This window comes from Methanothermobacter crinale, from assembly GCF_055397825.1.
This window is the reverse complement of record NZ_AP042450.1, coordinates 216,295-239,389: the sequence shown is the minus strand read 5'-3', so window position 1 is coordinate 239,389 and position 23,095 is coordinate 216,295. Positions and strand designations below refer to the sequence as shown.

The window sequence follows — 23,095 nt, the reverse complement described above, 5'->3', positions numbered from 1 at the left end:
TCCTCCTTTCCTTTTTAAGACCCCATATTAATATAAATTATTAATGAAAATAATTATTTTCAAAAAGAGAATAACATCAGGTGATGGGCTTGGAGATGAAATGGAAAGGGGGAATCATACTCATACTTATCATCCTATTTTATCTATTATTCAGACCAGGTGTCCATTATGAAAGAATTGAGATAGCAGGTTCAACTTCTGTACAGCCAGTAGCAGAAAAACTTGCAGCCGAGTACATGAAAAAACACCCAAACGTTAAAATCAACGTACAAGGCGGAGGATCTGGCATGGGCATTCGAACAGTCCAGCAGGGTGTTGTGGATATAGGTACAAGTTCAAAAGCCCTTAAAACCGAAGAAAAGGATGGTCTAATGGAATATGTGATTGGAAAAGATGGTATAGTGATAGCGGTGAACAAAGAAAACCCCATAGATGACTTGACAAAAGAACAACTCAGGGACATATTCAGTGGCAAAATACGAAACTGGAAAGAAGTAGGAGGCCCCGACGCCGAAATACATGTCATAGTCCGAGAAGAAGGATCAGGAACTAGAAGTTCATTCCAGAGCCTAATAATGGGGGATGTTAAAATACGCTCTGATGCAATAGTCCAAGGATCCACAGAATCTGTTAAACAAGCAGTTAAACAAGACCCTCATGCTATAGGCTTTGTTTCAATGTCTCATATGAGCGAGGATGTGAAAGCCCTCAAAGTTGATGGAGTCGAACCATCTGAAAGAACAATCACCGATGGATCATATCCGCTTGTTGTCCCATTCCTATTCCTTACAAAGGGCGAACCAACCGGTGTCGTGAAAGACTTCATAAAGTGGGTTTTTTCACCGGAAGGACAAAACATAATAAGAAGCGAAAAGGTTGTGCCTGCAATAGCAAATGTTTCAGACGATGACTAAACTCATGGGGTGGATATGCCATGATAAGCAGAACAAGAGAAATGTTAATTGAAAAGGGACTTTTCTTGACCGCAATATTTTCAATAATAATCATATTATTAATGGTGCTTTTTATCTTCAGAGAAGCCGTGCCCGTATTCCAAGATTATGGTTTTATAAATTTCATGTTCGGTTGGGAATGGGCGCCCTCAGATGGAGAATATGGCGTATTTACAATGATAGTAGGATCCTTGTGCATCACCTTCCTTTCACTTGCCATTGCGGTTCCCTTCTCCTTTTTATGCGCAATTTTCATGGCAGAACTAGCACCCCAATTCATGAGAAGGATACTCAAACCCGTCATTGAAACCCTAGCAGCCATACCATCCGTCGTATACGGATTCTTCGGACTCATAGTTTTAGTACCACTCGTAAGAACACATATAGGAGGCACGGGCTTCGGCATACTCACAGCCTCATTGATACTTGCCATCATGATAATGCCCACCATAATAAGCGTATCAGAGGATGCGATCAAATCAGTTCCAATCGAATACAAGGAAGCATCACTCGCCCTGGGAGCAACCCATTGGCAGACGATAAGACATGTAATAGTGCCAGCCGCAATACCAGGTATAATCACATCCATTATACTTGCAATGGGAAGAGCCATTGGCGAAACATTAGCAGTTATCATGGTAGCTGGTAACGTGCCACAAATCCCAAGTTCAATACTAGACCCTGTAAGGGCATTAACATCAAACATAGCCCTTGAGATGGGATATGCAACAGGATTGCATTACAGCGCACTCTTCGGGACAGCCGTAATATTATTTATAGTCATCATGATATTACTGGTAATTGCCAACTACTTCCACTACAAGAAAAAGATTGTAGTCGGAGGAGGATACCTATAGGTGATCAGAATGTCATTCAAGCTTATTTCACCTAAAACCGTCCAGAAAATAATGAATGGAGTATTATGGGCCTCCGGGATATTCACAATAATAATACTCATAGTGATCATAGGCTATATACTCCTCAAGGGTTTGCCAGCAGTTAACCTTGAATTCCTATTAGCGGAGCCAATAGAATCTGGTAGAGCTGGTGGTATCGCCCCAATGATAGTATCAAGCATCTACGTGACATTATTGGCTGTTTTGATCGCAACACCCCTTGGTGTTGGAGCTGCAGTTTACATGGCGGAATATGCTGGTGAAACACAGATAGTTAAATTCATAAAATTTGGGGCTGAGACATTAGCATCAATACCCTCAATAGTCTTCGGATTATTTGGATTGTCATTTTTTGTTATATTCCTCGGACTTGGATGGTCCCTCTTCTCAGGGGGTCTTGTACTCGCGCTCATGGCTTTACCCACAATATTTCAAGTGGCTGTAGTGTCTATTGAGAGCGTGCCACGATCCTACAGGGAAGCAAGCTGGGCGTTAGGCGCTACTAATTGGGAAACAATCTATAGGGTTGTGATACCCGCGGCAATGCCGGGCATAGTCACGGGGGTTATATTAGGGATGGCTAGGGCCATATCAGAGGCGGCGGCGGTAATGTTTGTTGTTGGATCCGCGCTTTCAATGCCAATTTCCATTTTTGACCCTGGAAGACCGCTTCCATTACACTTATATGTGCTTGCCACAGAGGGACTTTCCCTTAAAAATGCTTATGGGACTGCGGCCGTCCTTGTGATAATGGTCCTTATAATCACTGTCACTACCAATACTCTTGTTGAAAGGTACAGGAGGAAGATGATGGGGCGATGACCATGTACAGGATTGAAGTTGAAGACTTAAACGTTTATTTTGGTGAAGACCACATTTTAAAGGATATAAACTTGAAGATACCTAAGAATACTGTGACGGCGCTCATAGGCCCATCTGGTTGTGGTAAATCAACTTTCATAAGAACCCTTAACAGGATGAATGATGTTATACCCGGTTTCCGTCATGAGGGTCATGTTTATTTAGATGGGAAGGATATCTATGATCCTGATGTTGACGTGGTTGAATTAAGGAAAAAGATTGGTATGGTCTTCCAAAAGCCGAATCCCTTCCCAAAGTCTGTATTTGAGAATGTTGCTTATGGTCTTCGCGTTCATGGCATCACTGACAAGGACGTGATAGAGAATAGGGTGGTGGAAAGTTTAAAAGCGGCTGCCTTATGGGATGAAGTTAAAGATAAACTAGATCAAACAGCTCTTAGTCTCTCAGGAGGACAGCAACAGCGCCTATGTATTGCTAGGACAATAGCAATAGAACCAGAGGTAATATTAATGGATGAGCCATGTTCTGCATTGGATCCTATTTCAACCACTAAGATTGAGGACTTGATACACAAATTAAAGCGCAAATTCACCATAATAATAGTGACGCACAACATGCAACAAGCCACAAGAGTCTCAAAGTATACAGCATTCTTTTTAAATGGTGAAATTGTTGAAAGCGGCTTGACAGAGAAGATATTCGTAGAACCACAAGATAAAAGGACAGAGGAATACATAACCGGCAGGTTTGGATAATTTTTCGGGTTTCTAGGAGGTATTTTATGGAAAAAAAATATCCGAGAATACTCTTCAGAAAAAGGTTAAAAGATTTGAGAAAAGATGTGGAAAAAATAGCCCAGAAAACCCTTGAAACGCATAAAAAATCTACAAACCTCTTATTCGATTTCGACAAAAAGAGAATGGAAGAAGTAATATCAGCTAGCAAAGAAATAGATGACATGGTGTTCAACCTCGAAAGGAAATGTATAAGTTTAATAGCCGCAGAACAGCCAGTTGCAAAGGATCTGAGATTTATAGAAGCTTGTATAAAAGTTGGAAGCCACCTTAAAAGGATAGGATACCTTGCAGCTGATATAGCGAAATATTCCGAGAACATAAAAGATGAGGAAATACCCAAAAAACCCCTGGAAAATCTCATGCACATGGTAGACTTTGTCCAGATGATGCTCTCCAAGGGGGTATATTCATTCCTTGATCAAAACTTAGAAATGGCAAAAGAACTCAGACACGATGATGATAAAGTAGATGACTTATTTGACCAGACACTAGAACATGTAACCATTAGCATGTTCAAAGATAAAGAAGCGATCAATTACCTTGTGAATCTATTATTTATAGCAAGATTCCTTGAAAGAGTGGCTGACAGGGCTGTGAGTATAGCTGATAGGACAATATTCATGATAACCTGCGAAAAACCATAATATCAAAAAGCAAAAAAATTAAATATGGGGCGGCGACTATTAGCCCCCTCCATTCGTGTTTTCATTTTAGGACGGCAGTGGCATGTCTTGAAGCCCAACATTGTATGCAAACGCCAATAGGTAATCCTGCGGTATGAGTGTGTGCAGTTTCTATCTTAACGTCTAATGCGGTCGTTTTACCACCAAGCCCCATTGGACCAATACCAGTCCTATTTATTTCCTCGAGTATACTCTCTTCTAGTTCTGCTATTTCCTTGTTTTTGTTTCGTTCCCCAATTTTTTTAAGTAAAGCTTTTTTGGCAAGTTTTAGTGCGAGATCTGAAGATCCACCAACACCCACCCCTACGATTATGGGGGGGCATGGTTTACCACCCGCTCTAATCACGGTTTCAATCACGAAATCTTTAACACTTTCAAGGCCCTCACTGGGGAGTCCCATTCTTAACCTGTTATTATTCTCCGAGCCAAAACCCTTTGGCATGACCGCTATTTCAAGAAAATCAGTATCTACTAATTCCAAATCTATCTGTGGGATCATTTTACCAGTGTTATCCCCGGTATTCTCCCTCGAAATAGGGTCCACAACATTAGGCCTTAACGGGACTTGGGAGGTTGCCAGTTTAACCCCTTCTCTGATCCCTTCATAGAGTTTTTCAACCTTAACATTACCCATTTTCACAAATACTATAGGAAGTCCAGTGTCTTGACATATTGGTACCCTTTTTTTCTTGGCGATTTTGATATTTTCTAGGATGGCCTTCAAATTTAATAATGCTATTTCATCCTCCTCTTCTCGAAGGGCTTTTTTGAGGGCTGATTCAACATCTGCGGGTAATGTTGTCACAGCCTCCTTGAAAAGTTGGCATACTGTTTCTTTGACTTTTTCTTGGCCGATCATGGGTTTCCCCGAGCCTATAACTGGATTAGGTCCTTGATTTTCCTAAGTTCAGTTGCTAGTTTATCCCTTTTTGTGGATAGTAGATCCTCTGAACTTTCTATTAAAGCTTCAGTGGGACAAGCTGTGATACAGAGTGGTTTTTCGTATTCTATGCATAGGTCGCATTTATGTGGGGTTCCATGTTCGTCAATGTAAATGGCGCCTATTGGGCAGGCGTCTCTGCAGAGTCCGCAACCTATACATTTATTCTCGTCGATTATAATGGCGCCGTCTTTTTCTATTATGGCGCCTTCTGGGCAGATGTTGAGGCAGGGGGCTTTTTCTGGGGCGCAGTGCATGCAGAAGATTGGCACTCCGTTCAGTAATTTGATGGCGTTCCTTGGGCATATCCTTTCACATTTTAGGCATTCGTCGCATAATTCTGGGCTTAAGATCAATTCTCTCATTGTCATAGCCCCCCCTATTTTAGTTTTTCCTCGGCTTTTTTAGTTGTTTTGATCAAGTTTAGGATTTCTGGTTCTGGTTTGGTTATTCCCGCCATTTTTGCTATGTGTTGTTCTTGTTTTTCTAGTTTTAGTTTTTCGGTGTCTATGAGTGCTAGAGCTCTTTTTGAGCATGCTTTTATACAAGCTGGGGTGTCTAGGTCTGGGCATTGGTTGCATTTATGGGCTTTTCTGTCTGATAGTATGATGGCGCCGAATGGGCATACTACCATGCAGAGTCCGCAGCCTATGCATCTTTCAAGGTCTATGGTTTCGTTGATGGCATCTGTGGGGCAGATTGCTTTGCATGGCGCATCCTCGCATTGTTGGCATATAATAGGATAATAAACCCCGTTTATTTCACGTATGATTATCCTTGGAGCTTCATAGAGTCTTTGGCAGGCTTCTTCACAGTCTTTGCAGCCGTCGCATAATTCTGGTTGGCTTAGGATTTTTTTCAACTTTTTATCCTCCACTCTATATTCTAAGCTCTGCACATATATTGTCAATATACTCTTGTATCTTGGCTTTCTCCTGCTCCTTTAAGTGTTTGAATCTTCTCTGCGCATCTAAGTATTCTGTGACTGGTTTTCTCTGGATTGGCCTGTAGGTTATCCTGAATTCTCCCTCTTCTATCTCGTATAATAACCAAGCGCCTGTTTCTACTGCGAGTCTTCCAATTTCTATTGTCTTGGATGGGTCGAATCCCCATCCAGTTGTACAAGGCTGATGTAAGTGTATGTACGCCGGCCCCTCTGTCTCCTTGGCCTTTTTAACTTTTTTCATGAAGTCTTCTGGGTATGATATTGACGCTGTTGCTACATAGGGTACTCCATGGGCCGCCATGATGAATGGCATGTTCTTTTTGGGCCTGTCTTCGCCGAAACTCTTTTTACCGGGGGGTGATGTTGTGGTTGATGCGCCGTATGGTGTTGCTCCACTCCGTTGTATTCCTGTGTTCATGTATGCTTCGTTATCGTAACAAATGTAGATGATGTTGTGGCCTCTTTCCATTGCACCTGAGAGGGCTTGCATGCCTATGTCTGCTGTTCCACCGTCACCTGCGAATGCAACTACCGTAGTGTCTGTTTTGCCCTTGGCTTTTAGGGCTCTTTCGATTCCTGATGCAACTGCAGCCGCATTTTCGAATGCTACGTGTATCCATGGTATTTCCCATGCTGTTTCTGGGTAGGGTGTTGTGATAACTTCGAGGCAGCCGGTTGATGAAACTGCTATTGTATTTTTGCCAAGGACTTTTAATGCTAATCTCACGCCTAGGCTTGCGCCGCATCCTGCGCAGCCACGGTGGCCTGGGGCGAGGAGTTCTTCTTTAGGGATTTCCATCTAAGATTCCTCCTTTAATCCAATCCATGTAATGTCCTTTTCTGGTTTTTCTGTTTTCTCTATAATCTCCTTAACGTTGTGGGGTGTTATGTCGCGTCCTCCCAATCCTAGGATGAAATTGTAGATTTCCTTGTCGCGGATTTTCGCCATCATGTCTGTATAGAGGGCTCCCCCCATGCTAAATGTGATGTTTTTATCAAGGACTGCTATTTTATCAGCGTCTTTTACTGCATTATAAATCTCTTTTTCTGGGAATGGCCTGTAGACTCTTACTTTGAGTAGACCGACTTTTTTACCTTCTTTTCTGAATTCGTCGACTAATTCCTTTAAAGTGCTGCAAAGTGATCCCATTGCTACGAGGACGATCTCAGCATCTTCGCACCTGTATTCCTCAATGAAGTTATATTTGCGTTTGAATGTTTCATTGAACTCTTTGTTGACCCTTTCTATGACCTTTTTGGATCTTTGTGTGGCTTCTTCGATTTGGTATCTTGCTTCCATGTAGTAGTTTGGGTCTGTGAATGTTCCAAGGGACATCGGCTTTTCTGGGTCTAATATTGCATGTTCTGGTTTATATTCTGGTAAGAAGTTGTTCACTTCATCCTTTGGAAGTATTTCAACTGGTTCTACAGTGTGTGTTAATATGAACCCGTCTAGGCAGACCATACTGGGTAAGAGTACTTTCTTGTTTTCTGACACCTTATATGATATGAGTATGGAATCAAAGGCTTCTTGTGCGCTTTCGACGTATACTTGTATCCAGCCTGAGTCTCTTTCGGCTATTGAGTCTTGGTGGTCGTTCCATATGCTTAGGGGAGCTGAGAGTGATCTGTTGGCGTTGGCCATTACTATTGGGTTTCTAAGGCCTGCTGCTACAAAGAGTATTTCGTGCATTAGTGCTAGTCCTTGGGATGATGTCGCTGTGAATACTCTTGCACCGGCTGCTGATGCTCCTACACATGCGCTTATGGCGCTGTGTTCTGATTCTACTCGTATATATTCTGCTTCTAATTCTCCGTTGGCTACGAATTGTGCCAGATACTCGGATATGGATGTTTGTGGTGTTATCGGATAAACGGGTATGACTTGTGGTTTGGCGAGTTTCACGGCCTCTGCGACCGCCCGATTTGTTGATATTATCTTTAGTGTCATTTTTCCCCACTCCAGGTTATCTTTCTCTTTCCATTTTTATCGCCTTTACGGGGCATTCTTCTGCACATATTCCGCATCCTTTACAATAATCATAATCTATCTCATATTCTGGGCTTATACATGCATCTGGACAGAATAATATGCAGTTGTCGCATTCTATACATTTTTCCTTGTCGAGGATTGGTTTGAAGGTTCTCCAGCTGCCTGTTTTGTTTCGACGGGTGCTTCCAGGTTCTTTTACAGTGGCTCCAATTTCCATTTATATTCACCCTTTCATGTTTTCATAAGCTTTTTTAGCAGCCTCTGCATTCTTTTCCCCGATTTTGCCGGGGAATGTTTCTTTGATTATCCTTATAATGGCGTCTATTGTTACTTCTCTTGTCGCGCCTGCGAATGCTCCCAACATTGTTGTGTTTACAATGGGTCGGCCTAGTATTTCTAATGCTATGCCTGTGGCGTCGATGGTATACTTTTTTGCTCCTGGAGGTGTTTGGGGTTTTTCTCTCGTGTTTATTATAACTGCACCGTTGGTTTTTAGTCCTGCGAATACGTCAACGACTTCTAGGAGGCCGTCATCTAGTACAACAACGTAATCGGGGTTGTAAATTTGATGTCTTCTTCGTATGGGTTTTTCATCTAGTCTTGTGAAGGCCATGACGGGGGCGCCCCTCCTTTCCACGCCAAAGAATGGAAAAGCCTGTGAGTACTTTCCATCCTCGAATGCGGCTTTTGCGAGGATTTCTGCTGCTGTGACGGCACCTTGTCCGCCGCGTCCATGAAATCGGATTTCGATCATGGTCTACCTCCAATTTTTCATTGTTAATCATTATAAAATTTTAGTATATATACATGATGGTCAATTTATAACTCAGAGGGGAATAAAATGAAGATCCTTATAGTCACAGGAAAACTCGCAGGAGAACTCGTAATAAAAGCTTCATCCACTAAAAAGCATGAAGTACATGTTCATATCGCAGACATTCCCATAGCAGCCTTCCTAACCCCCAATCGAATAATAAACGAAATCAAGAAAATAGATGATTCCATCACTTCAGAATTGGATCTTGTACTTATACCAGGCTTAATACCTAGAGATGCTAGTATAATAACAAAAGAGACAGGGATACCAGCCTATAAAGGGCCAACAGACGCCGCCGACCTCCCAATAGTACTCGACCTATTGGACAAATTGAAACTATCACCCAAGAAAGCCGCTGACAAGCTAATAGAAGAAGAACAGCAAAAAAGGGCCCTTAAGTTTATAAAAGATTTTGAAGAGGATGAAGAAAAACGTGAAAAATTACTAAAAAAAGAAGAGAACATCCTTGTAGGTGAACTCCCTGTTGGAAGAGATTTTCCAATGAGAGTCCTGTCAGAAGTCGCAAAGGCGCCATTTTTAAAAAAGGAAGAATTAATAAAGCAGGTTAATTATCTCGTAAAGAATGGAGCTGACATAATAGACATCAGAACAATACCAGGCGAAAATTTATCAAAACAGATACCAGAAATTATAAAAACAGTGAAAAGGGTAGTTGGCAACCTACCAGTGAGTATTGACACTCTGAACCCTGATGAGATAAAAGCAGCTGTTAAAGCCGGCGCAGAGTTAGTCCTAAGCCTTGATCATGGAAACTACAAAGAAGTATTACCACTATTAGAAGAAAAAAACATACCAGCGGTTATACTACCCACAGATTATACTAAAGGTTGGATACCAGAAACCGTCAAGGAAAGAGTAGAATCTTTAGAATCCCTCAAGAGAAAATGTAGAGGTATAGATGTTATCCCTGATCCTATCCTGGACCCCGTCAACAGTAAAAGTATCGTGGATTCAATAAAAGCTTGCAAAGAATATACATCGAGAAACCCAGAACCAATATTCTTTGGGGCTGGTAATGTCGCGGAACTCATAGATGTAGATTCAACAGGAGTGAACGCTCTACTCGCAGGTATGGGCATGGAATTAGGTGCCGGCATCCTCTTCACGCCAGAAGTAAGCGGTAAAAACAGAGGCAGCACATATGAACTCGCAGTAGCATCGCGCATGATGTTCCTTGCAAAAAATAGGAAATCAATCCCTAAAAACTTGGGTATAGACCTCATACTCTTCAAAGACAAAAGAAAACATGAAAAAATAAAAGAAAAAATAGAAGTCCCCATCATCGAAGCACAAGGTGGGATTAAATTCACACAAGACAAGGCAGGGAGTTTCAAAATACTAGTAGAGGATGGTAAAATAAAAGTTATACACTACAAAAACATGGAACCACAAATTGCACTAGTATCAGACAATGCCAAGAAACTTTATGAAGAAATCATAAAAAAGAACCTTGTAACGCGCCTAGAACATGCAGCATACCTTGGAGCCGAATTACAAAAAGCCGAAATAGCACTCATCACAGGAAAAGATTACAAACAAGACCTTGAACTCTTCCGGAAACCATTCAAACTATAAAACTGGGAGCAGTAGAATGTTATGTACAAAATGCGGCTCGAGAAATGTTATCATCCACAGAAGATATTCAGGACAATACCTATGTAAAGAATGCTTCATTAAAGCAATCCAAAAAAAAGTCCTCAAAGACATAAAAAAATACAAACTAATAAAAAAAAGCGATAAAGTACTAGTCGCTCTTTCAGGCGGAAAAGACAGCACAACAGTAATAGATATACTATCAATTCTCGCAGAAAGAAACATAATAGAACTCGAAGTAATAACAATCGATGAAGGCATAGGAGACTACCGCAAAAAAGGAATACAATACGCTTCAAAAACCTGCAAAGAACTTGGAATACCACAACACATATTCTCATTCAAAAAACACTTCAAAGTAACAATAGACGAGATAATGGCGTCCAAACCCCCAAGGAAAGCATGCACATACTGCGGCGTGCTCAGAAGATGGATAATCAACAAGGAAGCCGAAAAACTCGGAGCAGATAAAATAGCAACCGGACACAACCTCGACGACGAAGTCCAAGCAATAGTAATGAACTACCTAGAAGGCAACATAGAAAACCTGATCCGGATAGGCCCCACAACCTACTCACAAAAATTTGTAACCAAAATCAAACCACTCAGAGAAATACCAGAAGAAGAAGTTACAGCATATGTGATGGCAAAAGGCCTGAATGTCCACCTAGAAGAATGCCCATATCGAAAAACCTCCTTCAGGAAAAAAATAGGCACAATTTTAACAAAACTATCAGAAGATCATCCCACCATACTCTACTCCACCCTAAGAGGCCATGAAAAGATCAGAAAAGCTCTGAAAAAAGAGCTTGAAGGGGAATCCATACTAAGGGCGTGTATAAGGTGTGGTCAGCCAGCTGCCCGGGACTTATGCAGGGCTTGCACTCTCCTCAATGAGATAGGGAGGTTAGAAGATGAAATTCACTCTAATAATAGATGATGAGAAAAAAACAATGAAATTCAGGGAAAAATTGACCATCAAAGATGTTCTCAAAAATTTCAACATTCCTTTAGAGGCCGTTGTAATTAAAAAGAATGGTGAAATAGTAGTTGAAGAGGAACAAGTAGATGATGGCGACATTATAGAGGTTATCAAAGTCATATATGGTGGATAATATATGAGAGTATACTATGAATGCGCTCCATGTTTTCTCAGACAAGCAAGGGAAGCATTGGACCTTGCAACAGATGACGAGAAACTAAAACTCAAAATAATGAAAAAGATAATAGGTTTACTCGATTCCATGTTCAAGGAAGGAGCAGTATCCAACGAGATAGGCACTGCTATACATAGACTCATCAAAGAAATGACAGGAAACAAGGACCCTTATGCCGATGAAAAGAGAAGATGTAACAAGATCGCTCAGAATTTCCTGCCAATCGCCAGAAAGTTCCTAAAGGATCATGAAAATCTTGAAGATTTCGTGAAAGTAGCGATAACAGGTAACATAATAGACTTTGGAGCCCTTGGACTCGACTTTGACCATGAAAAAGTGGTTATGGAATCTCTCAATTCCCCCCTCCAAGTGAACCATACCAGAATCCTCGAAGAAAACTTGAAAAAATCCAAAAGAGTGCTTTATCTCGCGGACAATACTGGTGAAATCATATTCGACAAATTACTCATAGAAAAACTCTTGGATTATGATGTAAATGTCACAGTTGCTGTTAAAGATGAACCCATACTCAATGATGCTTGCATAGATGATGCTTTGGAAGCAAGACTCAATAAAATTGCGGATATCGTTACAACAGGAACAGATTCAGTAGGTGTAATCTACCATGAATTTTCAGATGAATTCAAAGAAGTATTTGACAATTCCCAGATTATAATAGCCAAGGGCCTTGGCAATTATGAGGGCTTGACAGAAGCCCCACTTGACAAAAAACCAGTATTCTGCCTATTAAATGCCAAGTGCACAGCCATAGCAAAGGATATCGGGGTTGAAGTAGGATCTAATGTAATGATAAAAATTGACTGAGAAATTCTCATGTTGTGGAGGGCTCATCCCGGAGGTTTGATATTATTAAGGTGGGTTTTATAGGATTTGGGGAAGTAGCATCTACCATGGCATCAAAGCTCCTAGCTATGGGGATTGAAGTTTTAACCGCTACGAAGGGTCGGAGTGAACGTACAAGGACATTGGCACATGATCTGGGAGTTAGTGAATGTGATGACATCAGGGAAGTTTCTAGAAAATCTGATATCGTAATATCGGCTGTAACCCCTGGAGTGGCTGTGAAGGTTGCCAAGAAAGTTGGGGATCATGTTAAGGGCGTCTATGTTGATATAAATAATGTTGCACCTTCTACAGTGAAAGAGGCCCTTAGTCATATAAGTAATGGTAGGGTGGTTGACGCCGCTATCATGGGACGTATAACTAAGGATTTGAGGGTCAAAATTTTAGCATCAGGGGATTCTGCCCACGAATTTGCCAGGTTAAGTGATTATGGGTTCAATATAGAAGTTAGGAGTGGTAGGGTTGGTGATGCTTCTGCGCTTAAAATGTTGAGAAGTTCTTATACAAAAGGTGTTTCAGCACTTCTATGGGAGACTCTTTTGGCAGCATATAATATGGGCCTTGATGAGGATTTATTAGAAATACTTGAGGAGACTGAGGGTGAAGGTTTTAGGGAACGTGCAATTTCAAGGGTTATGAGTTTGGCTTTCCATTCAAAGAGGAGATATGAGGAGATGAAAGATGTTAAATCATTTTTATCCGAAAATATAACCCCTATAATGTCAAAGTGCACGTCTAAAATCTTTAAGGAGATAATCATGAGATTAGATGATCTTGGAAGATCATTTGAAGATTATAGTATGATTTTTGATCATATAAAAAGAAGTTTATAATCGTGGTTGATATACAATATAATTGAAAGGTGATTTGGTTGGGAGAAGATATCCTAGAGGATTGTAAAGAGAATCTTAAAAAACTCATTGGTAAAAAGATCCTTGATGTTGAATTCAAGTTTTATGATGATGAGTGCTGGAGGATCCACTTGGATACCGAGGATGGTAAGTTTGTGATGACATTTTGTAAATCTTGGACGTGCCCTATAGTAGAATACAGAGGAAAAAAATAGCTCATCCAATACTTATTTGGACTCTGAAACTCTCATTTTCTTTGATGAGCTTGCCATTAAATGGTATGAAATGTGAATCTATGATTAACCGAAGATAGGTTGCCATTACACCTGGGAGGATCAGTGGACTTTTAATTTTCATCCCATCCCTTATCTGGCAAGAAATAATATCATTCTCCTTTACATATATTTTAGCTTCTTTTCCTTCCTTTAATCTTTCAATTTCAAACTTTTTTAAACTTATCCCAGCTTTGAAAGACTTCTCAAGCCCATCCAAGGATCTGGGATGTTCCATGAACCTCTCATGGGCTTTTTTTGAAGTGTAACCTTTTTCCACGCTCTTTGACACGAACCAAGCCCTTTGGATTATTCTCTCCCGTTTTTGGTCTGGGGGTATCCATCCCTTTTCCTCATAATATCCTATGAGATTATAGACTTCTCTCCTTGTTACGTTCATCTCCATTGAGCTTAGAGCTAGTCTTGTGAGCACTGGACCGTATCCAGCCCTTCTAAAGGTCGCCCATATTTGGTTTTCTGTATTGTATGGTCTCCATTTGATGATGGAATTTATAAGTTTGGCGTTAAGATAGGCTATCTCTATGAGGTCTGCCTTTGAAAGCTTGTTCATTTTATCCTTTATTAAATTAAAGTTCCTTTTACCTGGGGCTTTTCTATTTTTCAGCTCTCTTTCAAGGATTTTTATAGTGTTTTCTGGTAAAAGTCTGGCCACATCTTCAGTGATTTTTAGGTTATTTTCTATTATCTTTTTTCTTATTTTTCTTCCTGAAATTTTTGAACCGTTTTCTGTAAGTTCTGGGATGATGTGAAATTTCATTTTCCGATTGTATTTTTCTTGGAAGAATTCGTTGACGGCAAACCATCTGATAACGTTCCTATTCGGAAGTTTTGCTGGTATTCCACTGAATATGCCTCTTTTAGCGAAATACTCCGCCTCTTTTTTTATGATTTTTGGGGGGACGTTAGCAGCATCCACATAATTTGTAACACCATCTTCTATCATCATAGCTATTCTTATAGGCACAGTGTATGCTAGTGTTAACCTGTGGTGTAGGCCTTCGATTGGTATGACTTTATCAGCTCCTGCTTTGAGGGCCATTTTTTCACGAGCTTCATATGATGCGAAGAATGGGGCGTGATTGGCGCTATAATCCTTATTAAGGTATATGACGAGTTTGCTTCCAGTTTTTTCCGCTATTTCGCGTCCTTTTTCTATGAGTTTCACATGTCCTTTGTGTAGTGGGTCAAAATCTGCGCTTATACCAATCATTGAATCCCTCTTGTGAACTGGCACACTCTAATATGGGGGATTCTCAGCACTTGGAGGTGAATTTTCCAATCTGCCTTGGAGTTTAAGCTTTCATTCCTCATAATCTCTATTATGGATCATATTTGTTTTCAGGTTCGGTTTTCTATGGGGGAATGCCACCCTTGGATATTATTTGGCAAGTCTGTTTCTCGTGTCTTTCTTGGCTTTTTGGGGTGCGGGAGGATAAGTTTCTTTATTGCGGGGTTGGATTATCCATAGACTTGGTATTTGATGTTATTTGTTGATCTTGTGAAATCTCCAAGTTCTTTTTCGGCGGCCCATCTATTGTAGCAGTTGCATTTTATGGGTTGTATGGTTTTTTGGGTTAGGTTGGATTCTATGATTAACTTTTTAAGTTTCATGTTACATTTTTTGCAATTGTAGGGGCCTCTTGGTGTTCCGAGTCCTGAAGTGTCCATTATTGTTGGTATTTTGAGGTTTTTTCGTGCGTTGTTTATGATTTCGATGAGGCTCCATATCCATGGGGGTTTGTATGAGCCTCTTTTCCAGAGTTCTTCCATTACCGTGCCTTTGTGTATGGTTGATGGGCAGAATGATATTCTATCAACGCCTATTTTCTCTGCATAGACTGCAGAGTTTATGGCATCTTGGATAGCTTCTCTTTCACTTGTTAAAATGGGTTTTATAAGTATATAAGCCTTTGATTTTATATCGAAATTCCTTTTCAGACTTTTTATGGCTTTGATGGCTTTTTCGAAGTCTTCTTTTGTAAAGCCCTTGTTTATCTTGTATTTGCGGGTGTAATCGTCTGCAGTTTCAAGTCCTATGCTAACTTCTAATATTTTGTTTGGTATGTGATTGCAACATTCAATAAGGATCTTCTTGTTTATGTATTCTGGACGAGATTCTATTATTATCTCTTCTATGTTGTCTATTTCATTGAGGTATTCTAGTATGAATTCCCTGGACTCTCTCGGGAATTCTTCGGGGTTTAAGAAGCTGCCAGAGATGAATATTTTAATTGCAGTTTTTTCTTTTATCCTATACTGGGATATTAGATCTTTGAATATCTTGTTTAATTTTTCGGCTTTGATGTCTTCAAGGAGAGAATCTGAAAGGTAGCTGCACATGGTGCAACCGCCACTTTCTGATAGTGCCCATGAGCATCCTCTGGTCGGGAGTATCATGAAAATTGCTTTACCTTTCCCTGAATAGAGTAAGTCTTCTTGACACCAACTAGTTGCTAATTCCTCTGGTGATTTTCTTCTAATCCTTTTAATAGCTCTTTGTCTGGTTTTCAGTGCTAACTCTCTTATCATATTCCTTTGTAAAAATAAGCTTAGCTTTTATTTAAATATTCTATGGAAAAGGGAAAAAGAGTATAAAAAAATGGGGGTGAATTTTTATTTTTTAGAAGCTTTCTATGACGTCCCCTACGAGTTTTATGGATTTTTTCATGTCTGGCCCTATTGGTGAACCAACGACATATTGTGTTACGCCCATTTCACCTAGAGCTTCTATTTTAGGTATTAGGTCGTCTGGTGTTCCTACGATTGCGAATGCTTCCATTAATGCGTCATCTACTGCTGCTATTGCACCGCCAAAATCTCCTTTGGCTATGAGGTCGCCGAATTTCTGTTGTGTTTCACCTGGTAGGCCGTGTCTTTCAAGCACGAATGGTGGTGATCCTGCGGCTATGAATGCGACAACTATCTTAGCAGCGTTAGCTGCTTTTTCAGGGTCTTCATCTACTGATGTACAAGTGTATGCGGCGACGTCGATTTCATCCATGCTTCTGCCTGCAGCTTCTGCCCCCTCTTTTATGTTTGGAACGGCAGCTTCAAAATCTTTTGGGTTTGAAGCATTAATTAGCACACCATCTGCCACTTCACCAGCGGTTTTGAGCATCATTGGACCCTGGGCACCCATATATACTGGGATTTTCTCCTGGACGGGCTTGTAATCTAATTTTGCACCTGTGTCAAGTGCTTCTCCAGCTGTTAGGGTTCTTACTATTGATATCGCCTCTTTTATCCTTGATATTGGTTTTTCCCATGCAATGCCTAATTTATCGAATGTGGCCTTGTCACCAGGACCAATACCAAGGTTTGCTCTTCCATTTGAAATCTCATCTAAGGTTGCTATGGCTGAGGCTGTTATTGCTGGGTTCCTAACATAGGGGTTTGTTATACCTGGACCTATTCTGATGGTCTCGGTTTCTTTAGCAAGTAAAGCGAGGACCTGATATACGTATCTGTTGTTGTAGTGGTCCGTTATCCAAGCGTATTCGAAGCCAACATCCTCTGCCAATTTAACGACTTCAACTATTTCATCTATTGGCATGCTTGGGACGATTTCGATACCAAATTTCATAGATATCACCTTTTGGGGTTATTGGGGTTGATTTTTTGCATCCCCCCTCTGGGTGGGTTTTTTGTTTCCCTTCCCAAATATAGTAGATAGGTAGGGATGTTAATCATCCCTTAGCAGGTTTTTCTTAGGAGTTTAAACTCCTAGGTTTTTTCTGCCTTTTCCCACCCACCTCTCCTGCCACCTTCCCCCACACACTGTGGGGGGAATGTGCAGCAACTAATATATGAGTTTATCTGCAAAATAGAAATAATTTATGATTTAAAGGTAATCGAAAGTTTTAAATATTATTGCTGTTGTCACCCATAATTTTAGGTTATATGGGCGCCATCTTATCATGGGGAGAGGAGAACCTATAAAAATTATAGATTATAATTTTGGTTCAAGTCTTTTTATCATGAAAGCCATGAACCCTACTATCATCGGGAATAATAATAGGTAGAATAATAATATTGCGATTGGGGGTAAAACTGACCCTTCCATGACCGTGGCGGCTGCAAGTAACATCACAAGGAATATTACCGGTGCGAGGATGGCGATGAACATGTATATCATGGTGAAGGAGTTAAGCTTCTGGGAATAATCTCTAAGTTTCATCCTCATCTCATAGGCCACATCCTCTGCTATAATACTAAGGGTCTTGGCTAGGTCGCCCCCACTTTCAAGTGTCCTTGTAATCTGATAAACAGCCCTATCCAAGCCCTCTGAGTCTACCCTGTTACACATTTCCCGTAGAGCATTCTCAGTACTTTCACCATATCTTATCTCTTCAAGCGTCCTTGCAAATTCTTCAGATAACGCCCCGTACCCTGAAAGCGCCACTGAACGCATGGTATCATGGAGTCCTAATCCTGCTCTAAGTTCTGTTGCCATCTGTCTCAAAGCGAATGGTAATTGGCGTGATGCTTCACCTGACTTCCTACCCTTTTGCAATTTTGGAGCAACTGTCAAAATCACCGATAAAGAAGTTACTGCAAACATTAATATTAAGCCGATATCCAAGCCAAGGCCTAGTGTGACTGTTATCAATAATAATATGAGGCCAGAAACGCTTCCAAGTAATAACAATATCCTAGGGTCGAACTTCTTTTCCTCTTCTTTTAATAATTCTTCAAGTGAAGCTTCTGTATACCTTTTTCCACTTTCTTTCTCCTCTTCTTCCCGGTGCCTATCGGCTTCTATAAGATCCTTGAATATTTCTACCTCTTTAGAGGTCATCCTCATCCGTTCCATTATCATTGAAGTGCTTCTACGCTTTATGGTGCCCCTGAAATCACGTCTACCAGTGAAAGATGGTCTGATACTGGTTAGTTTCGTGGCTGGGGCTTTAACCCCCTCTTCCACCTTTCTACCTGCGGATATTGTCATATCCCCAAGCTTTTCAAAAATTTCTTTAAAGACCATTCTTAGACGCCCCCAGGGTTTGGGCTTAGAGTATTTTCTCTAGGATCTCCTCTGGATCCTTATAATATCCATGTATATATTTGGCCACTTCATCTATGGATCTTATATTCTCATCGGCCATGAATTCTAAAACTAATCTTCTTCTCTCGATTTCTTCTTCTATTTCAGTTATACTTATACCTCGTAGTTCTGCTATTTCTCTTAAGGCTTGGCTTGTTATACCCACATATTCGACCTCGTCGGTGACGTTATCCCATTCGAATATCTTGTTTAATTGGACTCTGCCCTCTTCCATCCCCACGACCTCCGCCACTTCGGTTATGCGCCTTATTGAACGACCAGATGAACTATACATCCTATTCTGCATTATGATGAAGTCCAATGCGGGTATCATAATACTTGGGACGTTCATGGGCCTGTTCGTGAGTCTGGTGATGGTTTCTTGCGCAGTGTTTGAGTGCAATGTTCCGAACCCTGAATGGCCAGTGTTCAAGGCTGTGAATAATGTTATGGCTTCAGGGCCCCTTACTTCCCCTACTATTATCCTGTCTGGTCTTTGTCGGAGGGAGTTTTTGACGAGGGTGTCCATGTCGATTTCACCCTTTCCTTCTATGTTTGGTGGTCTTGTTTCCATTCTTAGGATATGGGGGTGTGGGAGTTGGAGTTCTAGGGTGTCCTCTATGGTGATAACTCTCTCACGGGGTGGTATGAATGCTGCTATCGTATTAAGGGTTGTTGTTTTACCCGAGCTTGTGCCACCCGCGATTATTGCATTGCATGGTTTGACTCCAAGGCCATCAGTACATACCCAGAGGAATGCTGCCAGATAAGATGACATTGTCTTGAAATTGATAAGGTCTATGATGGTGTAAGGGTCTTTTTTGAATTTACGTACAGTTAGTGTGGGTCCATCCGGCGAGACTGGGGGTATAGTTGCATTGACTCTTGAACCGTCGGGTAATCTTGCATCTAGGATTGGTGTTTGTTGGTCTATGCGCCGACCTACTTGTCTCGCGATCAGATCAATTAGGGCTTTAATATTATCAGCATCATCGAATATGAGGTTTGTTATCATCATACCCTTGTCTCTATGGTAGACAAAAACAGGTTTTTTCACGCCGATTATCATTATCTCTTCAAGATTATCATCTCTTATGAGAGGGTCTATTTCACCATAGCCTAGCATTTCTTGCACGATTTGATTGGCGAGTCTGTCAATGTCTCGAATCCCCTTCACCCTGAGGAAGTTTTTAATCTCCCTCATAAGGGTTTTCTTGTCGATTTGGAATTCGCCACCGGCTGTTACAGCAGCTTCCACGACCTTTGACCTTATTTCATTTATAAGTTCTCTTTCTTTATCGGAAAATTTTGGAAGGGAAACCTTATATAATGGGATTAGATCCTCCTCTATGATTTCAACTTCTTTAACATCTGCTTTTCTATGTTTTGAGGGTTTTCTCTGGATTATCTCGTCAATGTCAAGGGTGACCTCCTTCCCTGATTTAACTTTCCCATTTTCAGCTTCAAGGCTGTCATCGGCGAATTCTCCCAAGATTTCTCTTAAGATCTCCTTCCTTTTATCCTTCATAAAAATCACTTTTTAATATGATGAATATCATATTTAAACTTTATATGGGATTAAAGTGTGAATGTGGGGGGGACTGCATACTAAATAGGAGATCTTTATTAGAAAAGATCCAAGATTTTTACAATGGATGTAAGGATTGTTATAATCCTCATTTGAACAAGAGAGCACCCCTCAGGGATCAAGTGGACTTAAAGGTTATTGATAGGGACTGGGGTAAATGTAGGTGTGGTAAAAGGCACCTTGACACTACGATGGGGCATATACTAATTATAATGATCGAAGAAGGGATCCTAGATAGAAAATCGAGTCTAAGAAGTGTTGGCACACCACTTATGAGCATAGGTTATCCACTTTCAAGGACACCATTCCTATCACCAAAATCCTTAATCCTATTATCAAAGAATTTGGATAAAAAAACCGCTAAACGCATAATCGAGGAAGTACCAGAAGTTAAGGGGGTTATAAAAGGAGATCCTAGGATGACAGTAGGCGTCCTTGATTCGAAATATGAACCTATTGTATATGAGAAATTAGCTGGATGCGATATGCGCTGTGACATTATAAAAACTCAAATAGGAGCCTTGTGTATTTATAAAAGACAGAGCAGAATGCACATAGAATCTCCAGATTCTTCATACTTGAAGTTGATGAGCCTCCATAATATCCTGAGGAAATTTAAAGGTTCATTTAAGGTTATAGATGCTACATGTGGCCCCGGGACCCTAGGATTATTCGCACTTTTTGCAGGAGCCAGTAAAGTAATATTTAATGATATATGGAACGAAGGCTTGAAAATGACCTTCATAAACCTTGAGGTAAACCAGTTTAAAAAGGACAAACGTGGAAATTTCGAAATATACAATGAGGATATAAGGGATTTGCCCTCGCTCATTGATGAAAAGTATGATCTTTGTATTGTTGATCCTTTCCCAGGGATTGATGTTTCTCCTTTTGTTAAAGCCTCTAAGAAGCTTGCTAAAGAGGTACTTCTTATCTGTTAGAGGTAGATGGCTAGTGCCGGTATTATGAGAACCCCCATGAGATGGGATTTGCTAACACCTACATAGTGGGGTATGAGGCCAAGGGCTATAGAAGTTACATAGGCAAGTAAAATAAAATGTAATGGTGCATTTTCTATCAGAGAAAAGATTATCACAAGGAAGCTTATAAAGTATACTAGGAGCCTTGAGAGCCTATTATAGTCCATGTATTGGAGGTGATCGGTTAGGAAATCCCCTATTTTTATACATAGGACAAAGGATGTGGCTGCTGATATTATAGATGTGAAGCTGAAGAATATGAGATGATTTAAACTGAAATTTTCTATTATCTTCGAAATATATACTGCTATTCCACTACGGGCATTTCCTATAAGATAAATGGTCATAAGGGAAAAAAGGGCATCTGAGGTGTTCAAAGCACTGAGGGATGTTAAAAGATTCTCCACCCGATCATCATCCCCTCCACTGATTTCCTGGGCTAATATGCTGCCCTGTGCCGGTCCGAAGCCTGGGAGAAACCCTAGTAGAGCCCCGGCAATCCCACCTCCAAGAACTCCCCTCAGAACCCTTGTATCAATTCTGATTTCGTTCACTGGACATTGTCTGGGCAGGATTGAATTTTCACCTAGACTGTAAATTAGTGTGCTCACACCAAAAAGGCCGCTGAAAGTGCACAAGAGTGAAATGTTGGGTGAAAGTGGAGTGTTTAACATGACCCATCCCATGATCCCAGATAGGATGAATATTATCAAGGACCATGCAATGGCTTCTAAATTCCTATTCAAACTTACTATAAGATAGATTGACATTATAAGGAGTAATAGTCCTATATATGGCCTTAGCAGTTCATGTGCTGGGGGAAGGATGACCAAGAATAATGGTATGGATAATACTGTGAATATTATACCCCCAAGTCCGCCGACGGCTGTTAATCTTATAGCCTTTTTACCCTGCCCTTCTAGGACCATCCTATGGCCTGGTAATATGGATAATGCTGTTGCTTCATCTGGGACGCCCACTAACATGGATGGTATGAATTCCATGAGTGCATGGGTGATGGACATTGAGAGTAGAAAAACAGCTAAGGATTCCGGGGAAAAGGACTTGAAGATTAAGGATGTGGCGGCGAAAGTAAAAGCGCCTATGGTGTTAACATGGACACCTGGTATGATACCTGTTATGACGCCGCATAAAATCCCTAAAAGGCAGGTGAGGATGAGATCAAAAATCTCAACCACCCTGTGTTTAAATTAAACGTCGCAGGTCAGTTACTTCTATGTTACTTACACCTTCAATTTTTGATAAATTTTTTTCAACGTTCTCTGTTCCCCCAGCCGCATCGTCTACAACAACCATCACATTCAAGGCTATGAGGCCAAAGGCAACTGGTTCTTCTTCTATTTTATATAATTCAGCATCTTTTGGTATTGATGATTGAATTTTAGCCTTTAATTTTGACATGTCCACATCGGGACTTTCTGGCATTAATTTTATAGTGGCGACAACTTCTCCCATTGTTATCTCCCTCCAATTTTAATAATATCTGATCCACTATTATTATTTATATTTGTTGGTTGGAAAAGCATCCCCCCACACAATAGAATATGGAAGAGGGGGTGAATTTGTTGAATTTATCCCTGTAAAGGGCCAAGGGGAATCCTCACCATAGGGTGTGCTGGAAAATTTGAAACTTCCTATAAGGTCTGGAAAGAATACAGTCTCATGGTGATAGTTCATGGACCTTCGAATCCACATTTACATTTGTATGGGTGGCTGAAGGTTCGGCATTTTTCGCATCTGTATATTGTTTCTTCACAGAATGGGCATTCAAATTTCACATAACCTTCACCTAGGGGTATTTCTTGTCTACAAGATGTGCATCTTATCTTTGCCAAG

General features: G+C 40.7%; 27 protein-coding genes. 12 read left to right on the top strand and 15 right to left on the bottom strand.

Translation table 11 applies throughout. From position 1 onward, the window contains the following. Positions 1 to 95: 95 nt before the first annotated feature. Genes ACZ5XX_RS01610 through phoU form a run of 5 tightly spaced genes read left to right on the top strand, consistent with a single transcriptional unit; the run spans position 96 to position 4,112 of the window. A complete protein-coding gene (locus ACZ5XX_RS01610; RefSeq protein WP_464584962.1) occupies positions 96 to 914 on the top strand; it encodes a phosphate ABC transporter substrate-binding protein in 819 nt (272 codons plus the stop codon). A gap of 20 nt (positions 915 to 934) precedes the next feature. Continuing rightward, positions 935 to 1,810, top strand: a complete 876-nt coding sequence (gene pstC, locus ACZ5XX_RS01605; protein ID WP_464584960.1) for a phosphate ABC transporter permease subunit PstC — start codon at positions 935 to 937, stop codon at positions 1,808 to 1,810. Between the two features lie 9 nt (positions 1,811 to 1,819). Then, the gene (pstA, locus tag ACZ5XX_RS01600; protein ID WP_464584958.1) at positions 1,820 to 2,671 is read left to right on the top strand and encodes a phosphate ABC transporter permease PstA; all 852 of its coding nucleotides are present in this window, start codon (positions 1,820 to 1,822) and stop codon (positions 2,669 to 2,671) included. A gap of 2 nt (positions 2,672 to 2,673) precedes the next feature. Continuing rightward, complete coding sequence (gene pstB, locus ACZ5XX_RS01595) at positions 2,674 to 3,426, top strand: phosphate ABC transporter ATP-binding protein PstB (protein WP_464584956.1); 753 nt, start codon at positions 2,674 to 2,676, stop codon at positions 3,424 to 3,426. A 26-nt stretch (positions 3,427 to 3,452) separates the two neighbouring features. Further along, positions 3,453 to 4,112 carry a phosphate signaling complex protein PhoU gene (gene phoU / locus ACZ5XX_RS01590; protein WP_464584954.1) on the top strand — a complete coding sequence of 220 codons (660 nt, stop codon included), beginning with the start codon at positions 3,453 to 3,455 and terminating at the stop codon, positions 4,110 to 4,112. A gap of 61 nt (positions 4,113 to 4,173) precedes the next feature. On the opposite strand, the gene ACZ5XX_RS01585 is transcribed toward phoU, so the two are convergent. The 7 genes from ACZ5XX_RS01585 to porC are packed head-to-tail and all read right to left on the bottom strand — an operon-like array spanning position 4,174 to position 8,784. Continuing rightward, positions 4,174 to 5,010 carry a fumarate hydratase gene (locus ACZ5XX_RS01585; RefSeq protein WP_464584952.1) on the bottom strand — a complete coding sequence of 279 codons (837 nt, stop codon included), beginning with the start codon at positions 5,008 to 5,010 and terminating at the stop codon, positions 4,174 to 4,176. Positions 5,011 to 5,024: 14 nt separating this feature from the next. Beyond that, positions 5,025 to 5,456, bottom strand: coding sequence for a 4Fe-4S dicluster domain-containing protein (locus tag ACZ5XX_RS01580; RefSeq protein WP_464584950.1), 432 nt, complete (start codon positions 5,454 to 5,456; stop codon positions 5,025 to 5,027). 14 nt (positions 5,457 to 5,470) lie between these two features. Next, a complete protein-coding gene (locus tag ACZ5XX_RS01575) occupies positions 5,471 to 5,953 on the bottom strand; it encodes a 4Fe-4S dicluster domain-containing protein (protein ID WP_464584948.1) in 483 nt (160 codons plus the stop codon). A gap of 16 nt (positions 5,954 to 5,969) precedes the next feature. After that, positions 5,970 to 6,836: a pyruvate synthase subunit PorB gene (gene porB / locus ACZ5XX_RS01570; protein WP_464584946.1), complete on the bottom strand. Its 867-nt coding sequence runs from the start codon at positions 6,834 to 6,836 to the stop codon at positions 5,970 to 5,972. Next, a complete protein-coding gene (gene porA / locus ACZ5XX_RS01565; RefSeq protein WP_464584944.1) occupies positions 6,837 to 7,988 on the bottom strand; it encodes a pyruvate synthase subunit PorA in 1,152 nt (383 codons plus the stop codon). A gap of 16 nt (positions 7,989 to 8,004) precedes the next feature. Further along, positions 8,005 to 8,247: a pyruvate synthase subunit PorD gene (gene porD, locus ACZ5XX_RS01560; protein WP_464584942.1), complete on the bottom strand. Its 243-nt coding sequence runs from the start codon at positions 8,245 to 8,247 to the stop codon at positions 8,005 to 8,007. Between the two features lie 6 nt (positions 8,248 to 8,253). Then, positions 8,254 to 8,784, bottom strand: a complete 531-nt coding sequence (gene porC / locus ACZ5XX_RS01555) for a pyruvate synthase subunit PorC (protein WP_464584940.1) — start codon at positions 8,782 to 8,784, stop codon at positions 8,254 to 8,256. Between the two features lie 87 nt (positions 8,785 to 8,871). On the opposite strand from porC, the gene ACZ5XX_RS01550 reads away from it, so the two are divergent. The 6 genes from ACZ5XX_RS01550 to ACZ5XX_RS01525 are packed head-to-tail and all read left to right on the top strand — an operon-like array spanning position 8,872 to position 13,548. Then, positions 8,872 to 10,443 carry a dihydropteroate synthase-like protein gene (locus ACZ5XX_RS01550; RefSeq protein WP_464584938.1) on the top strand — a complete coding sequence of 524 codons (1,572 nt, stop codon included), beginning with the start codon at positions 8,872 to 8,874 and terminating at the stop codon, positions 10,441 to 10,443. A 16-nt stretch (positions 10,444 to 10,459) separates the two neighbouring features. Further along, a complete protein-coding gene (locus ACZ5XX_RS01545; RefSeq protein ID WP_464584936.1) occupies positions 10,460 to 11,401 on the top strand; it encodes a TIGR00269 family protein in 942 nt (313 codons plus the stop codon). Continuing rightward, entirely contained in the window at positions 11,376 to 11,576 is a 201-nt protein-coding gene (locus ACZ5XX_RS01540; protein WP_464584934.1) for a MoaD/ThiS family protein, read from the top strand. The genes ACZ5XX_RS01545 and ACZ5XX_RS01540 overlap by 26 nt, the downstream gene beginning before the upstream one ends. A 3-nt stretch (positions 11,577 to 11,579) precedes the next feature. Further along, a complete protein-coding gene (locus ACZ5XX_RS01535) occupies positions 11,580 to 12,443 on the top strand; it encodes a damage-control phosphatase ARMT1 family protein (protein ID WP_464584932.1) in 864 nt (287 codons plus the stop codon). Positions 12,444 to 12,457: 14 nt separating this feature from the next. Then, positions 12,458 to 13,315 (top strand): NAD(P)-dependent oxidoreductase, encoded by an 858-nt coding sequence (locus ACZ5XX_RS01530; protein ID WP_464584930.1) that lies wholly within the window; start codon positions 12,458 to 12,460, stop codon positions 13,313 to 13,315. A gap of 38 nt (positions 13,316 to 13,353) precedes the next feature. Further along, complete coding sequence (locus ACZ5XX_RS01525; RefSeq protein WP_464584928.1) at positions 13,354 to 13,548, top strand: hypothetical protein; 195 nt, start codon at positions 13,354 to 13,356, stop codon at positions 13,546 to 13,548. A 1-nt stretch (position 13,549) separates the two neighbouring features. Here the strand turns inward: ACZ5XX_RS01525 and ACZ5XX_RS01520 are convergent, their stop codons facing one another. The 5 genes from ACZ5XX_RS01520 to ACZ5XX_RS01500 all read right to left on the bottom strand — a co-directional run bounded on the left by ACZ5XX_RS01520 (position 13,550) and on the right by ACZ5XX_RS01500 (position 20,198). After that, complete coding sequence (locus ACZ5XX_RS01520) at positions 13,550 to 14,836, bottom strand: adenylyltransferase/cytidyltransferase family protein (protein WP_464584926.1); 1,287 nt, start codon at positions 14,834 to 14,836, stop codon at positions 13,550 to 13,552. Positions 14,837 to 15,084: 248 nt separating this feature from the next. Next, positions 15,085 to 16,155 carry an archaeosine biosynthesis radical SAM protein RaSEA gene (locus ACZ5XX_RS01515; RefSeq protein ID WP_464584924.1) on the bottom strand — a complete coding sequence of 357 codons (1,071 nt, stop codon included), beginning with the start codon at positions 16,153 to 16,155 and terminating at the stop codon, positions 15,085 to 15,087. A 91-nt stretch (positions 16,156 to 16,246) separates the two neighbouring features. Continuing rightward, positions 16,247 to 17,209 carry a 5,10-methylenetetrahydromethanopterin reductase gene (gene mer, locus ACZ5XX_RS01510; RefSeq protein WP_464584922.1) on the bottom strand — a complete coding sequence of 321 codons (963 nt, stop codon included), beginning with the start codon at positions 17,207 to 17,209 and terminating at the stop codon, positions 16,247 to 16,249. 366 nt (positions 17,210 to 17,575) lie between these two features. Continuing rightward, the gene (locus ACZ5XX_RS01505; RefSeq protein WP_464584920.1) at positions 17,576 to 18,610 is read right to left on the bottom strand and encodes a type II secretion system F family protein; all 1,035 of its coding nucleotides are present in this window, start codon (positions 18,608 to 18,610) and stop codon (positions 17,576 to 17,578) included. A 25-nt stretch (positions 18,611 to 18,635) separates the two neighbouring features. After that, positions 18,636 to 20,198, bottom strand: coding sequence for a CpaF family protein (locus ACZ5XX_RS01500; protein WP_464584918.1), 1,563 nt, complete (start codon positions 20,196 to 20,198; stop codon positions 18,636 to 18,638). Positions 20,199 to 20,350: 152 nt separating this feature from the next. On the opposite strand from ACZ5XX_RS01500, the gene ACZ5XX_RS01495 reads away from it, so the two are divergent. Then, complete coding sequence (locus ACZ5XX_RS01495; RefSeq protein WP_464584916.1) at positions 20,351 to 21,199, top strand: class I SAM-dependent methyltransferase; 849 nt, start codon at positions 20,351 to 20,353, stop codon at positions 21,197 to 21,199. Here the strand turns inward: ACZ5XX_RS01495 and ACZ5XX_RS01490 are convergent. The 3 genes from ACZ5XX_RS01490 to ACZ5XX_RS01480 all read right to left on the bottom strand — a co-directional run bounded on the left by ACZ5XX_RS01490 (position 21,196) and on the right by ACZ5XX_RS01480 (position 23,094). After that, the gene (locus tag ACZ5XX_RS01490) at positions 21,196 to 22,428 is read right to left on the bottom strand and encodes a tripartite tricarboxylate transporter permease (RefSeq protein WP_464586120.1); all 1,233 of its coding nucleotides are present in this window, start codon (positions 22,426 to 22,428) and stop codon (positions 21,196 to 21,198) included. The genes ACZ5XX_RS01495 and ACZ5XX_RS01490 overlap by 4 nt on opposite strands. Before the next feature lie 16 nt (positions 22,429 to 22,444). Beyond that, positions 22,445 to 22,714: an elongation factor 1-beta gene (locus tag ACZ5XX_RS01485; RefSeq protein WP_464584914.1), complete on the bottom strand. Its 270-nt coding sequence runs from the start codon at positions 22,712 to 22,714 to the stop codon at positions 22,445 to 22,447. Positions 22,715 to 22,932: 218 nt separating this feature from the next. Next, positions 22,933 to 23,094, bottom strand: coding sequence for a zinc finger domain-containing protein (locus tag ACZ5XX_RS01480; RefSeq protein ID WP_464584912.1), 162 nt, complete (start codon positions 23,092 to 23,094; stop codon positions 22,933 to 22,935). Between the last annotated feature and the right edge of the window lies 1 nt (position 23,095).